Annotated in this window: 14 protein-coding genes; 8 read left to right on the top strand and 6 right to left on the bottom strand. The window is 31.7% G+C overall.

The window, feature by feature from the left end; translation table 11 throughout:
* Nucleotides 1–3: 3 nt before the first annotated feature.
* The 7 genes from FOF46_RS09160 to acs all read left to right on the top strand — a co-directional run bounded on the left by FOF46_RS09160 (nucleotide 4) and on the right by acs (nucleotide 9,517).
* A complete protein-coding gene (locus tag FOF46_RS09160) occupies nucleotides 4–264 on the top strand; it encodes a DUF4212 domain-containing protein (RefSeq protein ID WP_109435388.1) in 261 nt (86 codons plus the stop codon).
* A 30-nt stretch (nucleotides 265–294) separates the two neighbouring features.
* Nucleotides 295–2,067 (top strand): sodium:solute symporter family protein, encoded by a 1,773-nt coding sequence (locus tag FOF46_RS09155; RefSeq protein WP_143916240.1) that lies wholly within the window; start codon nucleotides 295–297, stop codon nucleotides 2,065–2,067.
* An 82-nt stretch (nucleotides 2,068–2,149) separates the two neighbouring features.
* Nucleotides 2,150–2,344, top strand: a complete 195-nt coding sequence (locus FOF46_RS09150; protein WP_109435386.1) for a hypothetical protein — start codon at nucleotides 2,150–2,152, stop codon at nucleotides 2,342–2,344.
* Nucleotides 2,337–5,021, top strand: coding sequence for an ATP-binding protein (locus FOF46_RS09145; RefSeq protein ID WP_109435385.1), 2,685 nt, complete (start codon nucleotides 2,337–2,339; stop codon nucleotides 5,019–5,021). Before FOF46_RS09150 ends, FOF46_RS09145 begins: the two co-directional genes overlap by 8 nt.
* Nucleotides 5,022–5,074: 53 nt before the next feature.
* Nucleotides 5,075–5,437, top strand: a complete 363-nt coding sequence (locus FOF46_RS09140; RefSeq protein WP_109435384.1) for a response regulator transcription factor — start codon at nucleotides 5,075–5,077, stop codon at nucleotides 5,435–5,437.
* Nucleotides 5,438–5,705: 268 nt separating this feature from the next.
* Entirely contained in the window at nucleotides 5,706–7,613 is a 1,908-nt protein-coding gene (locus tag FOF46_RS09130; RefSeq protein ID WP_143916239.1) for an acetate--CoA ligase, read from the top strand.
* Entirely contained in the window at nucleotides 7,610–9,517 is a 1,908-nt protein-coding gene (gene acs / locus FOF46_RS09125) for an acetate--CoA ligase (protein ID WP_143916238.1), read from the top strand. The genes FOF46_RS09130 and acs overlap by 4 nt, the downstream gene beginning before the upstream one ends.
* A 92-nt stretch (nucleotides 9,518–9,609) precedes the next feature.
* On the opposite strand, the gene FOF46_RS09120 is transcribed toward acs, so the two are convergent.
* From FOF46_RS09120 to FOF46_RS09095, 6 genes are all read right to left on the bottom strand, one after another.
* Nucleotides 9,610–10,278, bottom strand: a complete 669-nt coding sequence (locus FOF46_RS09120; protein ID WP_143916237.1) for a 3'-5' exonuclease — start codon at nucleotides 10,276–10,278, stop codon at nucleotides 9,610–9,612.
* Between the two features lies 1 nt (nucleotide 10,279).
* Nucleotides 10,280–12,193: a DUF294 nucleotidyltransferase-like domain-containing protein gene (locus FOF46_RS09115; RefSeq protein WP_143916236.1), complete on the bottom strand. Its 1,914-nt coding sequence runs from the start codon at nucleotides 12,191–12,193 to the stop codon at nucleotides 10,280–10,282.
* A gap of 134 nt (nucleotides 12,194–12,327) precedes the next feature.
* Entirely contained in the window at nucleotides 12,328–14,556 is a 2,229-nt protein-coding gene (locus tag FOF46_RS09110) for a DUF3857 domain-containing protein (RefSeq protein WP_143916235.1), read from the bottom strand.
* A 23-nt stretch (nucleotides 14,557–14,579) separates the two neighbouring features.
* Entirely contained in the window at nucleotides 14,580–16,031 is a 1,452-nt protein-coding gene (locus FOF46_RS09105) for a transglutaminase-like domain-containing protein (RefSeq protein ID WP_167571778.1), read from the bottom strand.
* The gene (locus FOF46_RS09100) at nucleotides 15,991–16,503 is read right to left on the bottom strand and encodes a hypothetical protein (RefSeq protein ID WP_143916233.1); all 513 of its coding nucleotides are present in this window, start codon (nucleotides 16,501–16,503) and stop codon (nucleotides 15,991–15,993) included. The genes FOF46_RS09105 and FOF46_RS09100 overlap by 41 nt, the downstream gene beginning before the upstream one ends.
* A 124-nt stretch (nucleotides 16,504–16,627) precedes the next feature.
* A complete protein-coding gene (locus FOF46_RS09095; protein ID WP_109435448.1) occupies nucleotides 16,628–17,719 on the bottom strand; it encodes a M42 family metallopeptidase in 1,092 nt (363 codons plus the stop codon).
* Between the two features lie 109 nt (nucleotides 17,720–17,828).
* Here FOF46_RS09095 and FOF46_RS09090 point away from each other — a divergent pair, with 109 nt between their 5' ends.
* Nucleotides 17,829–18,548 carry a DUF4294 domain-containing protein gene (locus FOF46_RS09090; RefSeq protein WP_143916232.1) on the top strand — a complete coding sequence of 240 codons (720 nt, stop codon included), beginning with the start codon at nucleotides 17,829–17,831 and terminating at the stop codon, nucleotides 18,546–18,548.
* Nucleotides 18,549–19,072 lie beyond the last annotated feature (524 nt).

Below are 19,072 nucleotides of genomic sequence, written 5' to 3'. Positions count from 1 at the left end.
ATTATGTCAGAAAAACAAAAAAAAGCAACTGCTTATTGGAGAGAAAACCTCAAGTATTTAGTCATTTTATTGACTATTTGGTTTGCAGTCTCCTATGGAGCAGGAATTTTATTTAAAGATGCGCTAAACAGTATTAGACTTGGGGGATTTAAACTTGGTTTTTGGTTTGCTCAACAAGGTTCTATCTATGTTTTTGTTATACTCATTTTTGTATACGTACGATTGATGAATAAACTGGATAAAAAATATGGTTACAACGAGTAATCTTAATACTAACCAAAAAAATATATTATTATGAGCGTTCAAGTATGGACATGGATTTTAGTAGGGATTACTTTTGCTATTTATTTCGGAATAGCTATATGGGCAAGGGCAGGCTCTACAAAAGAATTTTATGTAGCAGGAGGAGGAGTATCACCTTTGGCTAATGGTATGGCAACCGCAGCAGATTGGATGAGTGCCGCTTCCTTTATCTCGATGGCAGGATTGATTTCATTTATGGGTTATGATGGTTCTGTGTTTTTAATGGGATGGACAGGAGGATACGTACTTTTAGCTTTATTGTTAGCTCCTTACCTTAGGAAATTTGGAAAATTTACAGTTCCTGATTTTATTGGTGATCGATATTATTCTAATACGGCAAGAACAGTAGCAGTAATTTGCGCTTTAATTGTATCATTTACTTATGTGGCAGGTCAGATGAGAGGTGTAGGGATTGTTTTTTCTCAATTTTTACAGGTAGATATTAATTTAGGTGTAATCATAGGTATGACAGTTGTTTTAGTTTTTGCTTTTTTAGGAGGAATGAAAGGGATTACATATACGCAAGTAGCACAATATTGTGTGTTAATATTTGCATTTATGGTTCCTGCTTTTTTTATTTCAATGCAAATGACAGGCAATATCATACCTCAAATAGGTATGGGAGGTACTGTAGAGGATGGTACATTTTTGCTTGACAAATTAGATACCTTGCATACCCAGTTAGGGTTTAATGAATATACAGATGGATCAAAATCAACATGGGACGTTTTTGCGATTACATTGGCATTAATGGTAGGTACAGCAGGGCTACCACATGTAATTGTACGTTTCTTTACCGTACCTAAAGTAAAAGATGCTCGTAAATCTGCTGGTCTTGCATTATTGTTTATTGCGATTTTATATACTACAGCACCAGCAATTGCAGTTTTTGCAAGAACAAATTTAATAGAAACGGTAAGTAACACACAATATAAAGAAGTGCCAGAATGGTTTAAAAACTGGGAAAATACAGGTTTGATATCTTGGTCTGATAAAAATAATGATGGTAAAATTCAATATGTAAATGGAAAAGCAACTGATGGGAAACCTAAGTATACTGGGGAGAGAGGTGAACATGGAGAACGTTTGGTGTCTAATGCGAATGATTCTGCCAATGAATTATACGTAGATAGAGATATTATGGTACTTGCCAATCCAGAAATTGCAAAACTACCCAACTGGGTAATTGCATTAGTAGCAGCTGGAGGGTTAGCAGCAGCTTTATCGACAGCAGCTGGATTATTATTAGTCATCTCTACTTCGATTTCTCATGATTTGATCAAAAAACAAATCAAACCAAACATTTCTGAAAAAGGAGAACTTTTAGCAGCACGCATTAGTATTTTAGTTGCTATTATTATTGCAGGATTATTCGGTATTTATCCACCTGGTTTTGTTGCAGCTGTTGTTGCATTAGCATTTGGTCTGGCAGCAGCATCGTTTTTTCCGGCTATAATTCTTGGAATTTTTGATAAACGTATGAATAGACAAGGAGCAGTAACCGGCATGGTAGTAGGTATTGTTCTAATGTTATTCTATATGATTAGATATAAAACAGGATTAATAGGAGTGATGGACCCAAGACCAGCTAGTGAATGGTGGTTTGGCACATCACCAGAAGGTTTTGGTACTATTGCTATGATTGTTAATGTAATCATTTCTGTAGTAGTCTCAAGAATGACAGCTGCACCTCCAAAAGAAGTGCAAGAAATAGTTGAAAATATTAGAATACCGAGTGGGGCGGGAGAAGCGTCTTCACATTAATTTTTTAGTTAGAAGAATACGGTGCTGTATAATTCGTATGGCACCGTTTTTTTACTAAATTTATAAGGGTGATTTTATAAAAATGAAAAAAAGACATCAACAAAAGCTAATCGTACTATCTCTAGTGTTGTTTTTACTCTGGAATGTCCCTTTGATATTAATTTTTGATCAGTTTGGCGAATTTTTAGGGTTTCCAATGATTTATTTCTTTATTTTCCTGATATGGATTATTGCCGTTGCCATATCATTTGTGATTTTGCGTAAGCATTATGAATAACTATCTCCTGATAACGATTATTGTAATCTATCTGGCTTTCTTATTTCTTATCGCCTTTTGGGCTGAAAAAAATTCGAAAAGCAGATGGGTTAACAATCCATATATATATGTGCTTTCTCTGGCGGTATATTGTTCTGCGTGGACATATTATGGAAGCGTTGGTATTGCCTCACAATCTGGGATTAGTTTTTTAACAATCTATTTAGGTCCCGTAATTTCTATTCCGCTATGGATTGTGGTGATGAAAAAGATTATCCGAATTTCTAAACAACATAAAATCTCTAGTATAGCAGATTTTATCTCCTTGAGATATGGTAATAACCGTTTTTTAGGAGCGTTGGTCACTATGATTTGTGTTTTTGCAATAGTACCTTATATTTCATTACAATTAAAAGCAATTTCAGAAACCTTCGAAATTATTACTGATGAAACCAGTTATGTATCTACATCTGTTTTGGATGATTCTACATTTTACATAGCTGTGTTATTAGCGGTGTTCGTTGCTTTTTTTGGTACTCAAGCAACAGATGCTTCTCAACGTAGAAAAGGTATTATGACTACAGTAGCTGTAGAGTCTATCTTAAAATTAGTATTCTTTCTCGTTATAGGTATTTATGTAACTTTCTTTTTGTTTGATGGAACAACACAGATATATGAGAAAGCTTCTCAGCTCGATAATTTTCGTGAAATCACATCTTTCAATGGATTGGAAGCCGGATTTAATTGGATGTTCACGATTGCGCTTTCGTTTTTTGCAATCTTCTTATTGCCAAGACAGTTTCATGTAGCTGTAGTAGAAAATGACAGAGAGAAATATCTAAAAAAGGCAATTTGGTTATTTCCACTCTATTTGTTGTTGTTTAATGTTTTTGTAATTTTTATTGCCTGGGGAGGAAATTTGACTTTAACAGATGAAGTAAACCAGGATTATTATACACTGTTGTTACCTCTTCACCATGATAATCTTATATTGGCGATGCTAGTTTTTTTAGGAGGATTCTCAGCAGTAATTTCTATGGTAGTTGTTTCTACATTAGCCTTATCTACTATGGTAAGTAATAACTTGATTATTCCATATGGATTTCTAGATAAATTTATTAAAAGTAATCCAGAAAAGAATGCAAATTACATTAAGAATATCAGAAGAATATCGATTTTTTCTTTAATTATTATAGCATATTTTTTCTATATTAATTTTTCATATGAGTTATCATTATTTTCAATAGGATTGATCTCCTTTGTTGTAATAGCACAACTTGCCCCCTCGTTTTTTATAGGTCTTTTTTGGAATCGAGGTTCTGCAAGAGCAGCAAAAATTGGTATGATCATAGGAGTTTTTATAGTTATTTACACTTTGATTTTGCCTTTTGTGTTTAATGTGTTAGCAGAAAATAATTCATTTGTAGATCAAGGACTGTTCAGAGTTGAACTATTGAAACCATATGCATTATTTGGTATAGATTTTTTAAGTCCAGAGGCTCATGCTTTTTTCTGGAGTATGTTTTTTAATACATTTAGTTTCCTAATTTTTTCATTACTATCCAAAGGTAATTATAGAGAACGTAATTATGCAGAAATGTTTGTGAATAGCAGTAACTATGCTAATTTACAAGAAGGAGCATTTGTATGGAAAGGAGAAGCCTATGTTTCTGATATTAGAAATGTATTGACTCGATTTTTGGGAGAAGAACGAACAGAACGGGCATTAAACCTTTTCAACTTAAAATACAAAGTATCAAAAGAAGAAGAAAGAGCAGATTCAAGACTTATAAATTTTTCAGAAAAACTCTTAACAGGTAGTATAGGTAGTGCCTCTGCGCGAATTCTTATTGGTAGTGTTGCCAAAGAACAACCAGTAAGCTTACTAGAGGTTTTAAAAATTTTGGAAGAATCTAAAGAAACTATAGCCACAAATAAAGCATTAAAAGAAAAATCAAATGAATTAACTATTCTTACTAATCAATTAAAAGAAGCCAATAGTGAACTGTTGCTTCAGGATCGTTTAAAGGATGAGTTTTTAGATACGATTGCTCACGAATTAAAAACTCCAATTACGTCTATAAAGGCTGCTTCAGAAGTTTTAACAGATGGAGATGATATGCCAGATGAGCTTCAAAGTAAATTTCTAAATAATATTGTGACCGATGCAGACCGATTAGCTAGATTGATTCATAATATACTAGATTTAGAAAAACTATCTAGTGGCAGAGAGGAGCTAGAGATACAGTCTAATCAAATAAGCAGTACCATAGAAAAAGCAATTTATGGGATTTCACAAATTGCAGATAGTAAAGGTATAAATGTAATTCATAAAAATGGATCAGAAACTATCGCAAAATATGACGAAGATCGCATGTTACAAGTATTAACGAATTTGCTTTCTAATGCTTTAAAATTTACAGAACCCGAGAAAGGAATTATTAAAGTTGTAACAAAAGAAAAGAAAAATGAAATTATGATTATTGTGGAAGATAATGGAAAAGGTGTCCCAAAAGAGGATTTCAATTATATTTTTGATAAATTTTACCAATCAAAACATCAAAATATCAAAAAACCTATGGGTAGCGGACTAGGTTTAGCAATTAGTAAAGAAATTATTGAAAGTCACCAAGGAGAAATATGGATTGATAAACAATATAAAAAAGGAGCTCGATTTGTATTTACCATACCTAAATAAGAATAAATAAAGAGGATAGTCTCAAAATCAACAGTACAGAAACCCTTATACCTATGAAAAAAATCTTAATAGTAGATGATGAACCAAATATTGTAATGTCGCTTGAATATACTTTTAAGAAAAAGAATTTTGAAGTATTTATAGCCAGAGATGGAGGAGAGGCTTTACAAATTGCAAAGGATAATATTCCAGATGTGGTGCTTTTGGATATTATGATGCCTAATGTAGATGGATATGAAACATTAAAAAAAATAAAAAGTAATCCGTCACTTAAAAATACCAAAGTAGTATTTCTTTCTGCCAAAAATAAAGTAGCTGATATTGAAAAAGGCCTAAAGTTAGGAGCAGACAAGTATTTGACAAAACCATTTTCAGTTAAAAAATTAGTTATAGAAATAGAAGAATTACTGAATTGATTTTTATTAAGATGAATAAAACAATTGTTTAACTAAAGTTAGTAAAGATGAAATTACGATTAAATCCTTTAATATCTGATATTGTTATATGTATCTATGTGATCGTTTCATTATACTTTCGCTTTAAGTTCGAAAACGAAACACCGATAAGCCCTCTTAACTCTATTGTAATGGGAGCTTGTTTTGTAATTATACTTTGGGTTCTTATAAAGTTAAAAGTATTAAACCCAAATTGGTTTGGTTTATTTAAGACTAAAAACACAAAGCCATGAAGTATAAAGAATTTTATAACCGAAGCATACAAAATCCTGAGGAATTTTGGAAAGAACAAATGCAAAACTTAGCTTGGTATAAAAAACCAAATACAATATTATCCAGAGATAGCGATAATCATTTTGAATGGTTTAAAGATGGTGAACTTAATTTAAGTTACTTATGTATAGATAAACATATCGAGGATGGGTATGGTCATCAAAATGCTATTATATATGATTCACCTGTAACCAATACAAAACAAAATATTACGTATAGTGAACTGCAATATGAGGTTTCAAAACTGGCAGGAGGACTTAATGATCTAGGGGTTGTTACTGGAGATACAGTTATTATTTATATGCCAATGATTCCGCAAGCGATCTACGCTATGTTAGCTTGCGCCCGTATAGGGGCCATTCATTCAGTGGTGTTTGGAGGTTTTGCTCCTCACGAATTAGCGATAAGAATTGATGATTGTGAACCTAAAGTTGTAATAACAGCTTCTAATGGAATTGAAGTAGAACGCATTATTCCCTATAAACCCTTTGTGGATAAAGCTATAGAGGAATCAAAACATAAACCAAATTATGTTGTTAACTATAATAGGAAACAAGGAGTAGAAATTTCAAATAAATCATATGATATAGATTATGATGTGCTCACTGCAAAAGCTTCGATAATAGAACCTGTGCCTGTATCATCAACTCATCCTTTATATATTTTATATACATCAGGAACGACCGGTACACCAAAAGGAATTATACGAGATTCTGGAGGGTATGCTACGGCTTTAAAATTTTCAATGAAATATGTGTATGGTGTAGATGAAGGAGATGTGTACTGGGCAGCAAGCGATGTAGGTTGGGTGGTAGGGCATAGTTATATTGTATACGGACCATTATTAAATAGAAATACAACTATTCTTTTTGAAGGTAAGCCTATCAAAACACCAGATGCGTCTACTTTTTGGAGAGTAATTAGTGAACATAAGGTAAAAGTTATGTTTACTGCACCAACAGCTATTCGAGCCATTAAAAAGGAAGACCCCCAAGGAGAATTGATTAAACAATTTGATCTGTCTAGCTTAAAGTATCAATTCCTGGCAGGAGAACGTTGTGATGTAGCTACTCTAAAATGGACAGAGAATAAACTAAAAGTTCCTGTAATAGATCATTGGTGGCAAACAGAATCAGGATGGCCAATGTTGGCAAATATGGTTGGATTAGAATTACTAAAGATAAAACCCGGTTCTTCAGCCAAACCAGTTTGCGGCTATGATATTCAGATTCTAGATGAAGATGGAGTACAAACCTCTGCAAATGTTGAAGGATATGTAACAGTAAAATTACCATTGCCTCCAGGAACATTATCAAATTTATGGCGAAATCCTGAACGATATAAAGCAGGATATCTGGAACGTTTTGAAGGATATTATTTTTCGGGAGACGGCGGCTATAAAGATGAGGATGGTTATGTATTCATAACAGGAAGAGTAGATGATATAATTAATGTAGCAGGACATAGACTTTCTACGGCAGAAATGGAAGAAATTGTAGCTTCACACAAATCCGTTGCAGAATGCGCTGTTTTTGGAATTCATTGTGATATTAAAGGACAAAAACCCCTGGGATTGGTTGTTTTAAAATCTGGAGAAACACCGAGCAATGAACAATTACAAAATGAAATAGTCAATACTGTACGTAATAATATTGGGGCAGTAGCATCTTTTAAAAATGTTTTGGTTGTAAAGAGATTACCCAAAACTCGTTCTGGAAAAATCTTACGAAAATTATTACGCAATATTGCGAATAGTACTGAATATAAGACTCCATCAACGATTGATGATGTAGCTATAATAAAAGAAATCGAATATATATATAAAACACATAGATTAGGAAAATATAAAAATCAACTACAATGAGTAATTATCACATAAAACATCTAGAAGAATATTATCAAGTATATCGAAAATCACTTAGAGATCCCGAAACGTTTTGGGCAGAAGTTGCAGAAGAACATTTTATGTGGCGAAAGAAATGGGATAATGTGCTAAGTTGGGATTTTACAAAACCCGAAATAAAATGGTTTGAAGGGGCTAAATTAAATATAACAGAAAATTGTATAGATAGGCATTTACGCAATAGGGGACATAAAACCGCTATTCTTTTTGAACCTAATGACCCAAATGAAGATGCACAACATATTACATATAAACAATTACATGAAAAGGTATGTAAATTTGCCAACGTACTTAAAGAAAAAGGAATTCAAAAAGGAGATAGAGTATGTATTTATTTACCTATGATTCCCGAATTGGCGGTTTCTGTGTTGGCTTGTGCTAGGATAGGAGCCATACATTCTGTTGTCTTTGCAGGGTTTTCTGCAAGTGCATTATCGACAAGAATCAATGATTGTGAAGCAAAAATGGTGATAACGTCTGATGGATCTTATCGAGGGGCTAAAACAATTGATTTGAAGGGTATTGTAGATGAGGCCTTAGAAATTTGCCCCGGTGTTCATACGGTTTTAGTAGCAAAAAGAATCAATTCAGATATTGCTATGAAAGACGGCCGGGATTTATGGTTGCAACCTTTGCTTGATGAAGCATATAAGGATTGTGTGCCAGAAATTATGGATGCAGAAGATCCTTTATTTATATTATATACTTCTGGCTCCACTGGGATGCCTAAAGGGATGTTACATACAACAGCAGGATATATGGTATATACTGCATACAGTTTTAAAAATGTATTTCAATATCGCGAGAATGATATTTATTGGTGTACTGCTGATATTGGCTGGATTACCGGACATTCTTATATTGTGTATGGTCCATTGGCAAACGGAGCAACAACAGTTATGTTTGAAGGAGTACCATCCTATCCCGATTTTGGACGGTTCTGGGATATTGTAGAGAAACATAAGATTACTCAATTTTATACTGCACCTACGGCAATTAGAGCTTTGGCTAAAGAAAACCTGGATTATGTAACAAATCGAGATCTTTCTAGTTTAAAAGTTCTGGGAACCGTTGGAGAACCTATTAATGAAGAAGCATGGCATTGGTATAATGATCATGTAGGAGAAAAAAAATCTCCAATTGTAGATACATGGTGGCAAACCGAAACAGGTGGTATAATGATCTCGCCAATACCATATTCTACACCAACCAAACCCACTTATGCTACTTTACCATTGCCAGGAATACAACCTGCTCTAATGGATGAAAATGGTCTGGAAATAAAAGGGAATCAGGTAGATGGGAGATTATGCATTAAGTTTCCATGGCCATCTATAGCAAGAACAATATATGGAAATCATAAACGCTTTAAAGAGACATATTTTTCAGCTTTTGAAAATAAGTATTTTACAGGAGATGGAGCACTAAGAGATGAAGTTGGATATTATAGGATAACAGGAAGAGTAGATGATGTGATAATCGTGTCTGGTCATAATTTGGGTACTGCACCAATTGAAGACGCCATAAATGAACACCCGGCAGTGGCAGAATCTGCCATTGTAGGCTTTCCTCATGATATCAAAGGAAATGCTCTATATGGATTTATTATTCTTAAAGAAACAGGCGAGTATCGCGATAGGGATAATCTTAGTAAAGAGGTGAATCAACAAATTACAGATCGAATAGGACCGATAGCTAAGTTAAATAAAATACAATTTGTACCAGGGCTTCCTAAAACACGAAGTGGAAAAATTATGCGAAGAATATTACGTAAAATAGCTTCAAAAGATACTAGTAATCTAGGGGATACTAGTACATTGCTGAACCCTGAAGTTGTTCAGGAAATTATGGATAAAGCGTTGTGATATATAAGTATGAAATAAAACAATGAAGTATTAAAAAAATACTTCATTGTTTTTATGGTAAATAGGAGAAAGTATTTGCTCTTAGTATATTGTTAAAGTAATCCTGGCCTGTTGCGATTATAAAATAGATCCTTTAGAGTTATCCTTTTTTTACTGGTTAATTCACCAAGGATTTTTAAGAATATCAGTCCGGTTATATATGCATCTCCAGAGGCTGTATGTCTATCATGTTTTTTGATATTAAATATAGCGCAGAGTTCATCTAAAGAATAAGGTTTACTGTTGACGTGACATAATTCAGTTTTTTTAAATAACACCCCAGTATCCAGTACTTTATTTTTGAGTTTAGGTAATCTTTGCCTTGCTAAAATTTCATTGATCATTGCAATGTCGAAGGAGGCATGGTGAGCAATTAAAACGGCATCCCTGATATATTCCAGAAATTCAATTATAGCTTGTTTCTCATTGATTTTAATATTGTTCCCATCTTTTAGAATACCATGTATTTCTACTGTTTCTGGATTAAATGTATCCTGTTTTAAGTACAATTCGATACTATCTGAAACATCCATGGTATTACTAATAATACTAATTCCACCTATTGATAAAATACGATCATTTTTTATGTGTAACCCAGTAGTTTCAGTATCAAATACAATAAAACGGGTTATGTCTAGATCAAATGATTTCTTTTTGATAAAATGATTTCGGTATTGATTCCAGAAGTCAGGATAATTCTTATGTCTAAACCAATACAACATGTTACAATAATTGAGATAAATTAAAACGTATTCTGATGAGGTCTTGAATATCTTTTATAGATTTAAAACAACCTTTAAGTTTTAATCGATCGGCCTTACTCAGTGACTTAAGATCAATAAACCTTCCAGAATTTTTATGAAGTAATCCTTGCTGAGTCCTAAACGTAAGTAATATTTCAAAAGCATTGATACATGATGTAAATAAGTCTTTATTCTGAGGTTCAATTTGAGTTAATTTTTCAAAACGCAAAATTGTACTATTATACTCTTTGATGTTATGAGATAAGACAAGTAATCGTGCAGCATCTACCATTGGCATTATGGCTCTGATTTTGATGTCAAACTGATCTTTATGACGACCACTATGTTCAACCAGAAAATTTCTGAAAAAACTTAAAGGAGGAGGATTTTTTAGTGCATTTAGGCCTAAAAAATTTAGAAAGATCTCATATGTATTTATGGATTTAAAAATACTATCAGACATAGTATTCACTAATTCTTGATTGCCATAAACTAGAGTATAGTCAAAAAATATGGTACAGAGCATTATTTTATCTTGGTCGGGTTGAGTAATCCAATTATTAAATTGATTTTTCCATTCTTGTAAGGATAGACACCATCTAGGGTTGCTGGCCATCATTTTTGCAGGACAAAATTCAAAACCTACAGTATTAAGTTTTTGAGTTACTTTTTTAGATAAAGAAATGAAATAATCCTTGGTTCTATTATAATCTTTTTGAGGAACATTCTCAAAAACTAAAGCATTATCCTGATCTGTGAGTAGCAGTTGTTCTTTTCTGCCTTGACTTCCTAAAGATAACCAACCAAAAGTTGTTGGTGGGGGAGTATCCATTTCTTCTAAAGAAAGAGCAATAGCTTTTTGAATAATAGCATCATTAATAGAAGATATAACTTTAGAGATAAAAAAAATAGGAATATGCTGATTAATATATCCTTGGATAAGTTGTTCTGCTTTATTTCTGATATACCTTAATGTTTCTGCTTTTGTGGCTCGTTTTACTTCTTTAATAAGTACAGAAGGGTTATTTCCATGAATAACCACAATATCATGTTCTGATAAAATCCCTGTCAGTTTAGAATTTACGGTACCATCTTTGGTAATGCATAAATGCGTAATTTTGTTTTGAAGCATAGCGATCTGGGCTTCTGCAATAGAGATGTTTTCTGGATAGGTTATTACCGGAAAAGACATGATTTTATGAACCTTATCCTCTATAGAAAATTTACCAGTAGCAATTTTGGTCCTTAGATCTTTATCTGTTATTATACCTATTGGTTTATCTTGTTTTGTAATGACTATGGATCCAATTCTTTTATTGGTCATAAGTATAGAAGCTTCTGAAATAGTAGTATCCAGGGTGCATGTAATAGGGTTTTTTGAATATTGTGCAGATTGAATTTCGGTAAAGTTTAATTCGTTTTTTTGAATTTTTTTTATTTGCCCAAAGAGAGTGCCCTGGTTTTCATTAGAATATGGATTTCGAGTATTTGTAGCAAAACTTGCCAATAGAAATTTATTGACTTCAATATTTGTGGTAATAATCTTTTCTAATAACTCAGAGGATATACTATATATAATACTTTCTTCTATAGCTTTAGCACTAAGAATATAATTTCCTTTTCTTATGAGTGCACGTAGACCAAAGATGTCTCCTTCATCACATTTGTCGACTAATAAATTGTCTTCTTCTCTGAAAATTCCAATAGCCCCATCTTTTACCACATAGAAATGATTATGAATTTCATCATTATTTTTGAATACATATTTCTCCTTTTGTAGATAAACAACTTTTACGTTTTTTGATACGTTAGAAAGCTGTTCTTGAGTTAATAGATGAAAAGGAGGAAAGTCTTTTAAAAAATCAAAAATTCTTTCTGCAATTGTATTTTTCATACTACTAATTTATGTAAAAAGTAACCTGAAGAATATGAGATTTATCAGCTTTTGCTTAAGTGTTTTATTAAAAAGACAGCCCTCTATGTTAATCATAGAGGGCTGTCTTTTTGAATTTTATAGTATAAACTTAGTTATTTCTTTTTAAGCAGAATTTTTTCCTGAGAAAACTGAAAAGCAACTTCCAAAAATTCTAACATTTTATTCCAGTTACCATTGAGTTCATAATTGTTTTTGTAGTATTTATATGCTTTTACCGTTAATGTATCTTTGTTAAGATTAGCCTCGCTAATGAATCCACCAGTTTCATTTTCAACTTTCATGTTTAACTTTTCATAACCAGAGACCGTATATCCTTCTGGGATGTTAATAATAATTTCATTATTATATGACCTTGGATATGGCATATAAATGTTTTCTTTTCGATTTTTAGCATTGTCTTCTATAGAAACCTGGTTACCAATTAGCTTTCCTATTTCTAAGATATGATTAGGTCCAGCTCTTTTTATTAAATCATCTTTTATAGTATATTTTTCTTTATAATTTAATAAATCATCTATAGAATTTCTTCCAGTATTTACTATATCATAGGTGTAGTCCTCAATTTTAAAATCGAATTCGCCCTGAGTACTTTCTTCTAATCGTTTAAGTCTCTTTTTAGAACGTTTTTCTTTATAAGCAACAAAGGTTTGATCGTATTTTTTTCTATTTTTCTTATTTAGAAGATCTATAAAAGGAGTCGTTCCATATTTTTTATATTCGGCTTCAACATAATCAAAAAAGAACAGCCTTTCGTTCATTTGATTTACTTTATTGTGTCCTTTAAGAAAAGACTCTCTATGCACTGTGATTTTAGAAAATGTATCATCAAAAGTAATATTCGAAATTTCTTTTGTGTTATTATCTGTATATTTTGATATGGGTAATTTGGATTTCTCGACTTTTTCCAGCTTATCATATTTTTCAGTAAACTTCATGGCATAAACCTTTGTACCTTCAACAGAAGAAGGAATCCAGTTAAAAAAGGTATTGTTGCCAAAAGGGTATACATAAATAGGTTCTTCTAAGTTCACTTTTATTATCGAAGTGAGATTCTTTCGGATTAATAGATCATCAATACTACCATCATACCTATGCTTAGCTTTTATAATTTCAAACGGAATGTCATTTCTTTTTAGAAAGGAACCAAAACGAAGCAAAAACTGGGACTGTTTTGTTACCAAAATAGGGTCTTTATATAATGCTAATGGATAATATAAGTCGGTTAATTTCTCTTCAGTTGCTATCACTCCTTCTAGATATTGATTGAGATAGACATGACGCATATAGTAATAAGCTTCTTCTACTAATTCTTTTTGACTAAGCTCTTTTTCTTTAAAAAATTTCTTGATGTCTTTGGCTACATACTTTAAAGGATATCCATTTTTATATTCCTCCAGCATTTCTTCAGAAGTCATCCCCTTTTTTATAATGTCTTCTTTTTCTGATAAAAATGCGTTTGTTCTATCTTCGTATACATTTGATTTAGCAAACGATATTTGATATTTAAAAGACGGGTATTCTACCAATGGGTATAACCATTGTAAAGATTCTACTTTCTCTACATTTTTTGCGGATAATTGATATTCTTTATCACGTTGTTTAGGCGCGGTAATATCCTTTAATTGGGGAGCTCCATTATAAGAATTAAAGTTAATAAAGAAATCGTTTTCTACTTTTAGTTTCAGTGAAAAATCCATGGTAGGGTATTCTCCTCCTAAAGTAGTTTCTATAGCATCCATTACATAACTCCCAGAGGTTTTGTATTCTTCATAAGAATAGATGTAAAAATCAATAATATCGCCAATTTCTAATTCTGGAACTGCAAGTTTATAGATTTCATCAGATTTAATTTTACTCTTTATAAAACCATAATAGTATACGGCTTTATCAGAAGAGGTTTTGATTTTTTCTTTTTCGACATCAACCTCTTTTACATCTCCATTGGGTTTGATGATTTTTATCCCCATCCAGGTTTTAATCTCTTTAATTCCTTCAATTAGAAAAGTAGGATAATTAAATTCAGAGAATTTTTCAACAGCTGCTTTATCATTTAGTTTAATGATTCTTCTGGTTAAGAAAAAATTATCTAATGATTTTTTACTTTTATTATAATAATGATTTTGGTTATCCAAAATAACAACAGCAGATTCGTTTTTCCATTTTTCTGGTATAGTAGGGATTTTTTTATAGGTATCATTTTCTCCCCAAATAAAAGCCTTAATGTCTTCGGATTTTTTGGGTTGTGCATATGCAAATAAAGTAATGCATAAGAAAAATAGAGTAAAGAAATAGGTAGATTGATGATTGTAGTATTTTTTCATGTTTTTTTAGTGGGTATAAAATTTTATTTTCCCTTTGTTAAAATGATTTGTTTTTGGTATTGTTCCTTTAAATTATAATGAAAACCCTTCCATGCATCAATCGCATTAGCACTAATTTTTGCGTTCTTAAAATGAATTGTTTTTTCATATTTTATTTTCTTACCATCTGTTTTGTAACTAAAAATGATTTCGAAATCGTCATTTTTGATTTTTAAATCTTTTGGTAATTCTTTGATTTTATAATCTGTTGGTATTTCTAAATTGATAGCGGTTTTTTCAAAGATTTTGTATGGAAACATATAATCGATAGACCTCTTGTCGAGGTTAAGGTTTTTATACTCTTTATAATAATCAATGTCAATATACAATTCGTCTTCGAAAGCACTCACTGCATTTTTCTGATTAATATTATATTTTAGACTTAGATCACCATCTCTATCTGTAATATCCGTAACATCTATATTAGCTATGGATAAATTATTGTCATCCCTTTTGATATACCATTCTAATATTTGTTCTCTTTTATCTGTTTTTAAATTGTTAATACTATATAAGAAGTGAGACTTACTTTCTCCTTTATATTCTCTGGAAATCTTACCTATTAATTCCTCTTTTTCAATAATAAAATCGCCTACAAATGTTTCAAGATTTTGAGTTGATTCATATAAAGGGATTTTGTCAAGAATATAACTGTCTCCATCTTCGATAAGTACTTGTTTGTTTTGTATTCGTTCTGCGCTATAATTTAATGGGTTGTATTTTTCTGTAGAGTCCAGGTAATATTTTTTATCACCATTAATAACTGTGCAAATCATATGATTATCTACAGCTATAGTTGGTAAGGAATAATCATATGCAATACGCTTGGTACCAATCCATGTGAGTCTTGCATCAAAACCTGCGATTTTTAACATTTGCTTAGTAAGGTTAGCCATTCCCTTACAGTCACCATATTTTTTGCGATATACATTTTGAGCTTCATCGGGCTTAAACCCGGCAATTCCATCTTCAAAAGCTATATATCTTATGTTATCCTGGACCCAATAGTAAATTGCTTTTATTTTATCCTCTTCTGTCTGGCTGTCTTTGATTATTGATAAGGTCTTTTCTTTTATAGTTTCGGGATCATCTTTTAGTTGTTGAACAAGAGAATAATACCAATTGTATAAATCTCCAGTATTATTTAAAAGTGTTTTTTTCTCTCCGGTTTTTTGATGAGATTTGGCTAAGAACAGTAAATGAGGTCTGTAATATGTTGGCCCTGGTTTATTCTCATCTTTTGGAATAGCATTGCTGTTTTCAAGAGTATAAATATAGGTAGTAATACCATTTTCATCATCTCTTTTAGAATCTTTTGTAATAGATGCATTATCAAAGTTAATCTCTTTTATGTCTAAAGACAGCCAATCCGGGATATGAACTTTAATCGTTTTCTTAAGAAGTAGGATAAGTGTCGTCAAAATAAGTGTTGACAAAATATTTTATATCGCTATATGTTTTGGTATAGCTAAAGTTGTATTTATAACCTAAAAGGGGAAATTTTAATGTCGTCCATTTTACTCTGGCATCGGTATGAAACAATTCCTCATTATTATAGTATTCATCACCAAAATATATTCCTGTGTTTTTATCATTTCTATAAGATACTTTTAATCTATCTATTGTAGATTGTTCGTCATAAAATAGATAAAGAGGTATTTTGGTTCTGGAGTCCAGGTTAATGTATTCCTGATTATTGTTGTGTTTTACAATTACTTGTTCTGTTTTCTTGTCAAAATCAAAAGAAATATCTTCAACATGGTTTAAAATAGCAACATCATCTTCTAGGTACTTTTTTTTTAATTCTTTAGCGAGTTGAATATCTTCAGAAGTAGGGTCAATATTCTTTTGAGGAAACAATACTAAGTGATATAGTAAAAATACTATTAAAGTAGTTTTTTTATTCATTCTGAGAGTTTTACGTAAACTTAATAAAGACAAATATAATATTCCAAATGAAAAAAGACCACAAAGTCGATAATCGTCTTTGCGGTCTTAAGTATTTTTTAAAGTCTTATTTTAAAAAGAAATACTATTTATTAAAATAGCTGAAGCTTTCCCCAGATTTAATATTTAACAGACTTTCGTAAATTAATTTTATAACATTTTCTACATCATCTCTGTGTACCATTTCTACTGTAGTGTGCATATAACGCAACGGTAATGATATCAAAGCAGAGGCAACACCACCATTGCTATAAGCAAAAGCATCAGTATCTGTTCCTGTCATTCTACTGGAAGCCATACGCTGAAAAGGAATTTTTTTACTTTCTGCAGTAGTAATAAGAAGCTCTCTTAACCTGTTTTGAACAGCAGGAGCATATGAAATTACAGGACCATCTCCGATTTTAGTTTCTCCTTGAGTTTTCTTTTCGATCATCGGAGTAGTAGTATCATGACAAACATCAGTAACAATGGCAACATTTGGTTTAATAGTATGTGTAATCATTTCTGCACCTCTAAGACCAATTTCCTCTTGCACAGAATTAGTGATATACAATCCAAAAGGAAGCTTGTCTTTATTTTCTTTTAATAAACGGGCAACTTCAGCGATCATAAATCCCCCCATTCTATTGTCAAGGGCACGACAGACAAATTTATCCTTATTTAAAATAAAAAACTCATCAGGATAAGTAATAACACAACCAACATGAACTCCTAATTTTAGAACTTCTTCTTTAGTGTTACAACCCACATCAATACAAATGTTCTCTAGAGTAGGAGCTTGTTCTTTTGCTCCTTTTCTTGTATGTATGGCAGGCCATCCAAAAACACCTTTTACAATACCTTTTTTTGTATGAATGTTAACACGTTTAGAAGTTGCGATCTGATGATCACTTCCTCCATTTCTGATAACATAAATAAGCCCGTTATCTGTAATGTAGTTTACATACCATGAAATCTCATCAGCATGTCCTTCAATAACAACTTTGTATTTAGCCTTGGGATTGATTACACCAACAGCAGTTCCATAAGTGTCTGTTATGAATTCATCTACATATGGTTTTAGATAATTCATCCAGATTTTTTGCCCTTCCCATTCATATCCGGTTGGAGCAGGATTATTTAAATATTTTTCAAGAAAAGTCAAGGACTTTTTATTTAGAATGCTTTTTTTTGCCATGGTATTATTTGGTTTTATTGCGAAAATAATAATATTCACATTCATTTTACAGTTTACTATTGGTTAATTGCTAATTTTGGAACAATTTTAGAAGCTCTCAAAGTCTATTATGTCTAAACATTCAATATTATATATAACATCTCTAATGTTTGTGTCCTTACTATACTCTCAAAAAGGAACTCAAAAGCAGATTGATACTTCTTTAGTAGATACTACAGGATTTATACAGTATTATATTATTGATGGGGATACGATACCTCATGAAGCTATAAATCTCGATGAGGTTATTATTTTACGAAGATTAAAATTTAAAGATAAACTGTCCAGAAGACGATATCTCATACTTAGACGTAAAACTAGAAAAGTATATCCTTATGCAAAATTAGCTGCAGAAAGATTAACAACACTTAATAATCGATTAGAAAGTATCCAGTCCAAGAAAAAGAAAAAGCGATATATAAAAATATTGCAAAAATATATGGAGGAGGAGTTTACAGCAGAGTTAAAAAAACTCACACGTACAGAAGGGCAGATACTTGTAAAATTGATTTATCGTCAAACAGGTAATACCATGTTTCAATTGGTGAAAGAATATAGAAGTGGATGGAAAGCTTTTTGGTACAATAGTACTGCCAAATTGTTTAATATTTCATTAAAAGAGAAATATGACCCTATTAATGTAGAGGAAGATTACTGGATAGAGGATATTTTACAGCGTAGTTTTCAATCAAATATTCTTAAAGAGCAAAAAACTGTATTAGGTTTTAGTTTTTATGATTTGAGAAACAAATGGTCAGATACAACAAAAACAGCCTCAGGTAAGAATTAATTTTTGGGTATTTCCCCAATGCTGGGGTCAGGCTGTCCGTTATATCTTTTGTTGTAGAGGAAGATCTTCTATTAGGGATTAGAAGTTGTGATGTTAAGAATAATGCATTTTAAACCATATAATATAAACAAAAGGATGCCACTTCCATCCTTAATACAGGTATTAGATAAAAATTAGAATAGGGCAGAGTTAAGTAAAAAAGTCTAAAAAACTTGTACTCAGTTTAATTAATTTTATTATCTTAGCTTTCTATCTTTTTTAAAATCAGGAGTTTCCTTATTTCTTGAGAATTTTTCTAAAAAAAGATGTTGCTTTTGTTTTAATTAGTATATATTTGCACCCGCAAAACGGGGTATTGTTTTGTTTAGTTCATTGAGGTTTGGTTTATTTTTTTGGGGGTTTAAGATGTTTTAAATTTTCTTAATAAATTTCTTGATATAATAAAAAAGGGTTGTATGTTTGCGCCCGCTCAGAGCGGTTATGTTTTTGAGTTTTTTTTATTGGATTTGAGGTTTAGAAAAACT

It is taken from the genome of Aquimarina algiphila, assembly GCF_007489275.1.
GTDB classification, from domain to species: domain Bacteria; phylum Bacteroidota; class Bacteroidia; order Flavobacteriales; family Flavobacteriaceae; genus Aquimarina; species Aquimarina algiphila.
This window is presented reverse-complemented; position numbering and strand designations above follow the sequence as displayed.

Excerpts from the sequence above, each read along its gene's own strand:
- FOF46_RS09160 (WP_109435388.1), top strand. The coding sequence starts at position 4 with ATGTCAGAAAAACAAAAAAAAGCAACTGCTTATTGGAGAGAAAACCTC.
- FOF46_RS09155 (WP_143916240.1), top strand. The coding sequence starts at position 295 with ATGAGCGTTCAAGTATGGACATGGATTTTAGTAGGGATTACTTTTGCT.
- FOF46_RS09150 (WP_109435386.1), top strand. The coding sequence starts at position 2,150 with ATGAAAAAAAGACATCAACAAAAGCTAATCGTACTATCTCTAGTGTTG.
- FOF46_RS09145 (WP_109435385.1), top strand. The coding sequence starts at position 2,337 with ATGAATAACTATCTCCTGATAACGATTATTGTAATCTATCTGGCTTTC.
- FOF46_RS09140 (WP_109435384.1), top strand. The coding sequence starts at position 5,075 with ATGAAAAAAATCTTAATAGTAGATGATGAACCAAATATTGTAATGTCG.
- FOF46_RS09130 (WP_143916239.1), top strand. The coding sequence starts at position 5,706 with ATGAAGTATAAAGAATTTTATAACCGAAGCATACAAAATCCTGAGGAA.
- acs (WP_143916238.1), top strand. The coding sequence starts at position 7,610 with ATGAGTAATTATCACATAAAACATCTAGAAGAATATTATCAAGTATAT.
- FOF46_RS09120 (WP_143916237.1), bottom strand. The coding sequence starts at position 10,278 with ATGTTGTATTGGTTTAGACATAAGAATTATCCTGACTTCTGGAATCAA.
- FOF46_RS09115 (WP_143916236.1), bottom strand. The coding sequence starts at position 12,193 with ATGAAAAATACAATTGCAGAAAGAATTTTTGATTTTTTAAAAGACTTT.
- FOF46_RS09110 (WP_143916235.1), bottom strand. The coding sequence starts at position 14,556 with ATGAAAAAATACTACAATCATCAATCTACCTATTTCTTTACTCTATTT.
- FOF46_RS09100 (WP_143916233.1), bottom strand. The coding sequence starts at position 16,503 with ATGAATAAAAAAACTACTTTAATAGTATTTTTACTATATCACTTAGTA.
- FOF46_RS09095 (WP_109435448.1), bottom strand. The coding sequence starts at position 17,719 with ATGGCAAAAAAAAGCATTCTAAATAAAAAGTCCTTGACTTTTCTTGAA.
- FOF46_RS09090 (WP_143916232.1), top strand. The coding sequence starts at position 17,829 with ATGTCTAAACATTCAATATTATATATAACATCTCTAATGTTTGTGTCC.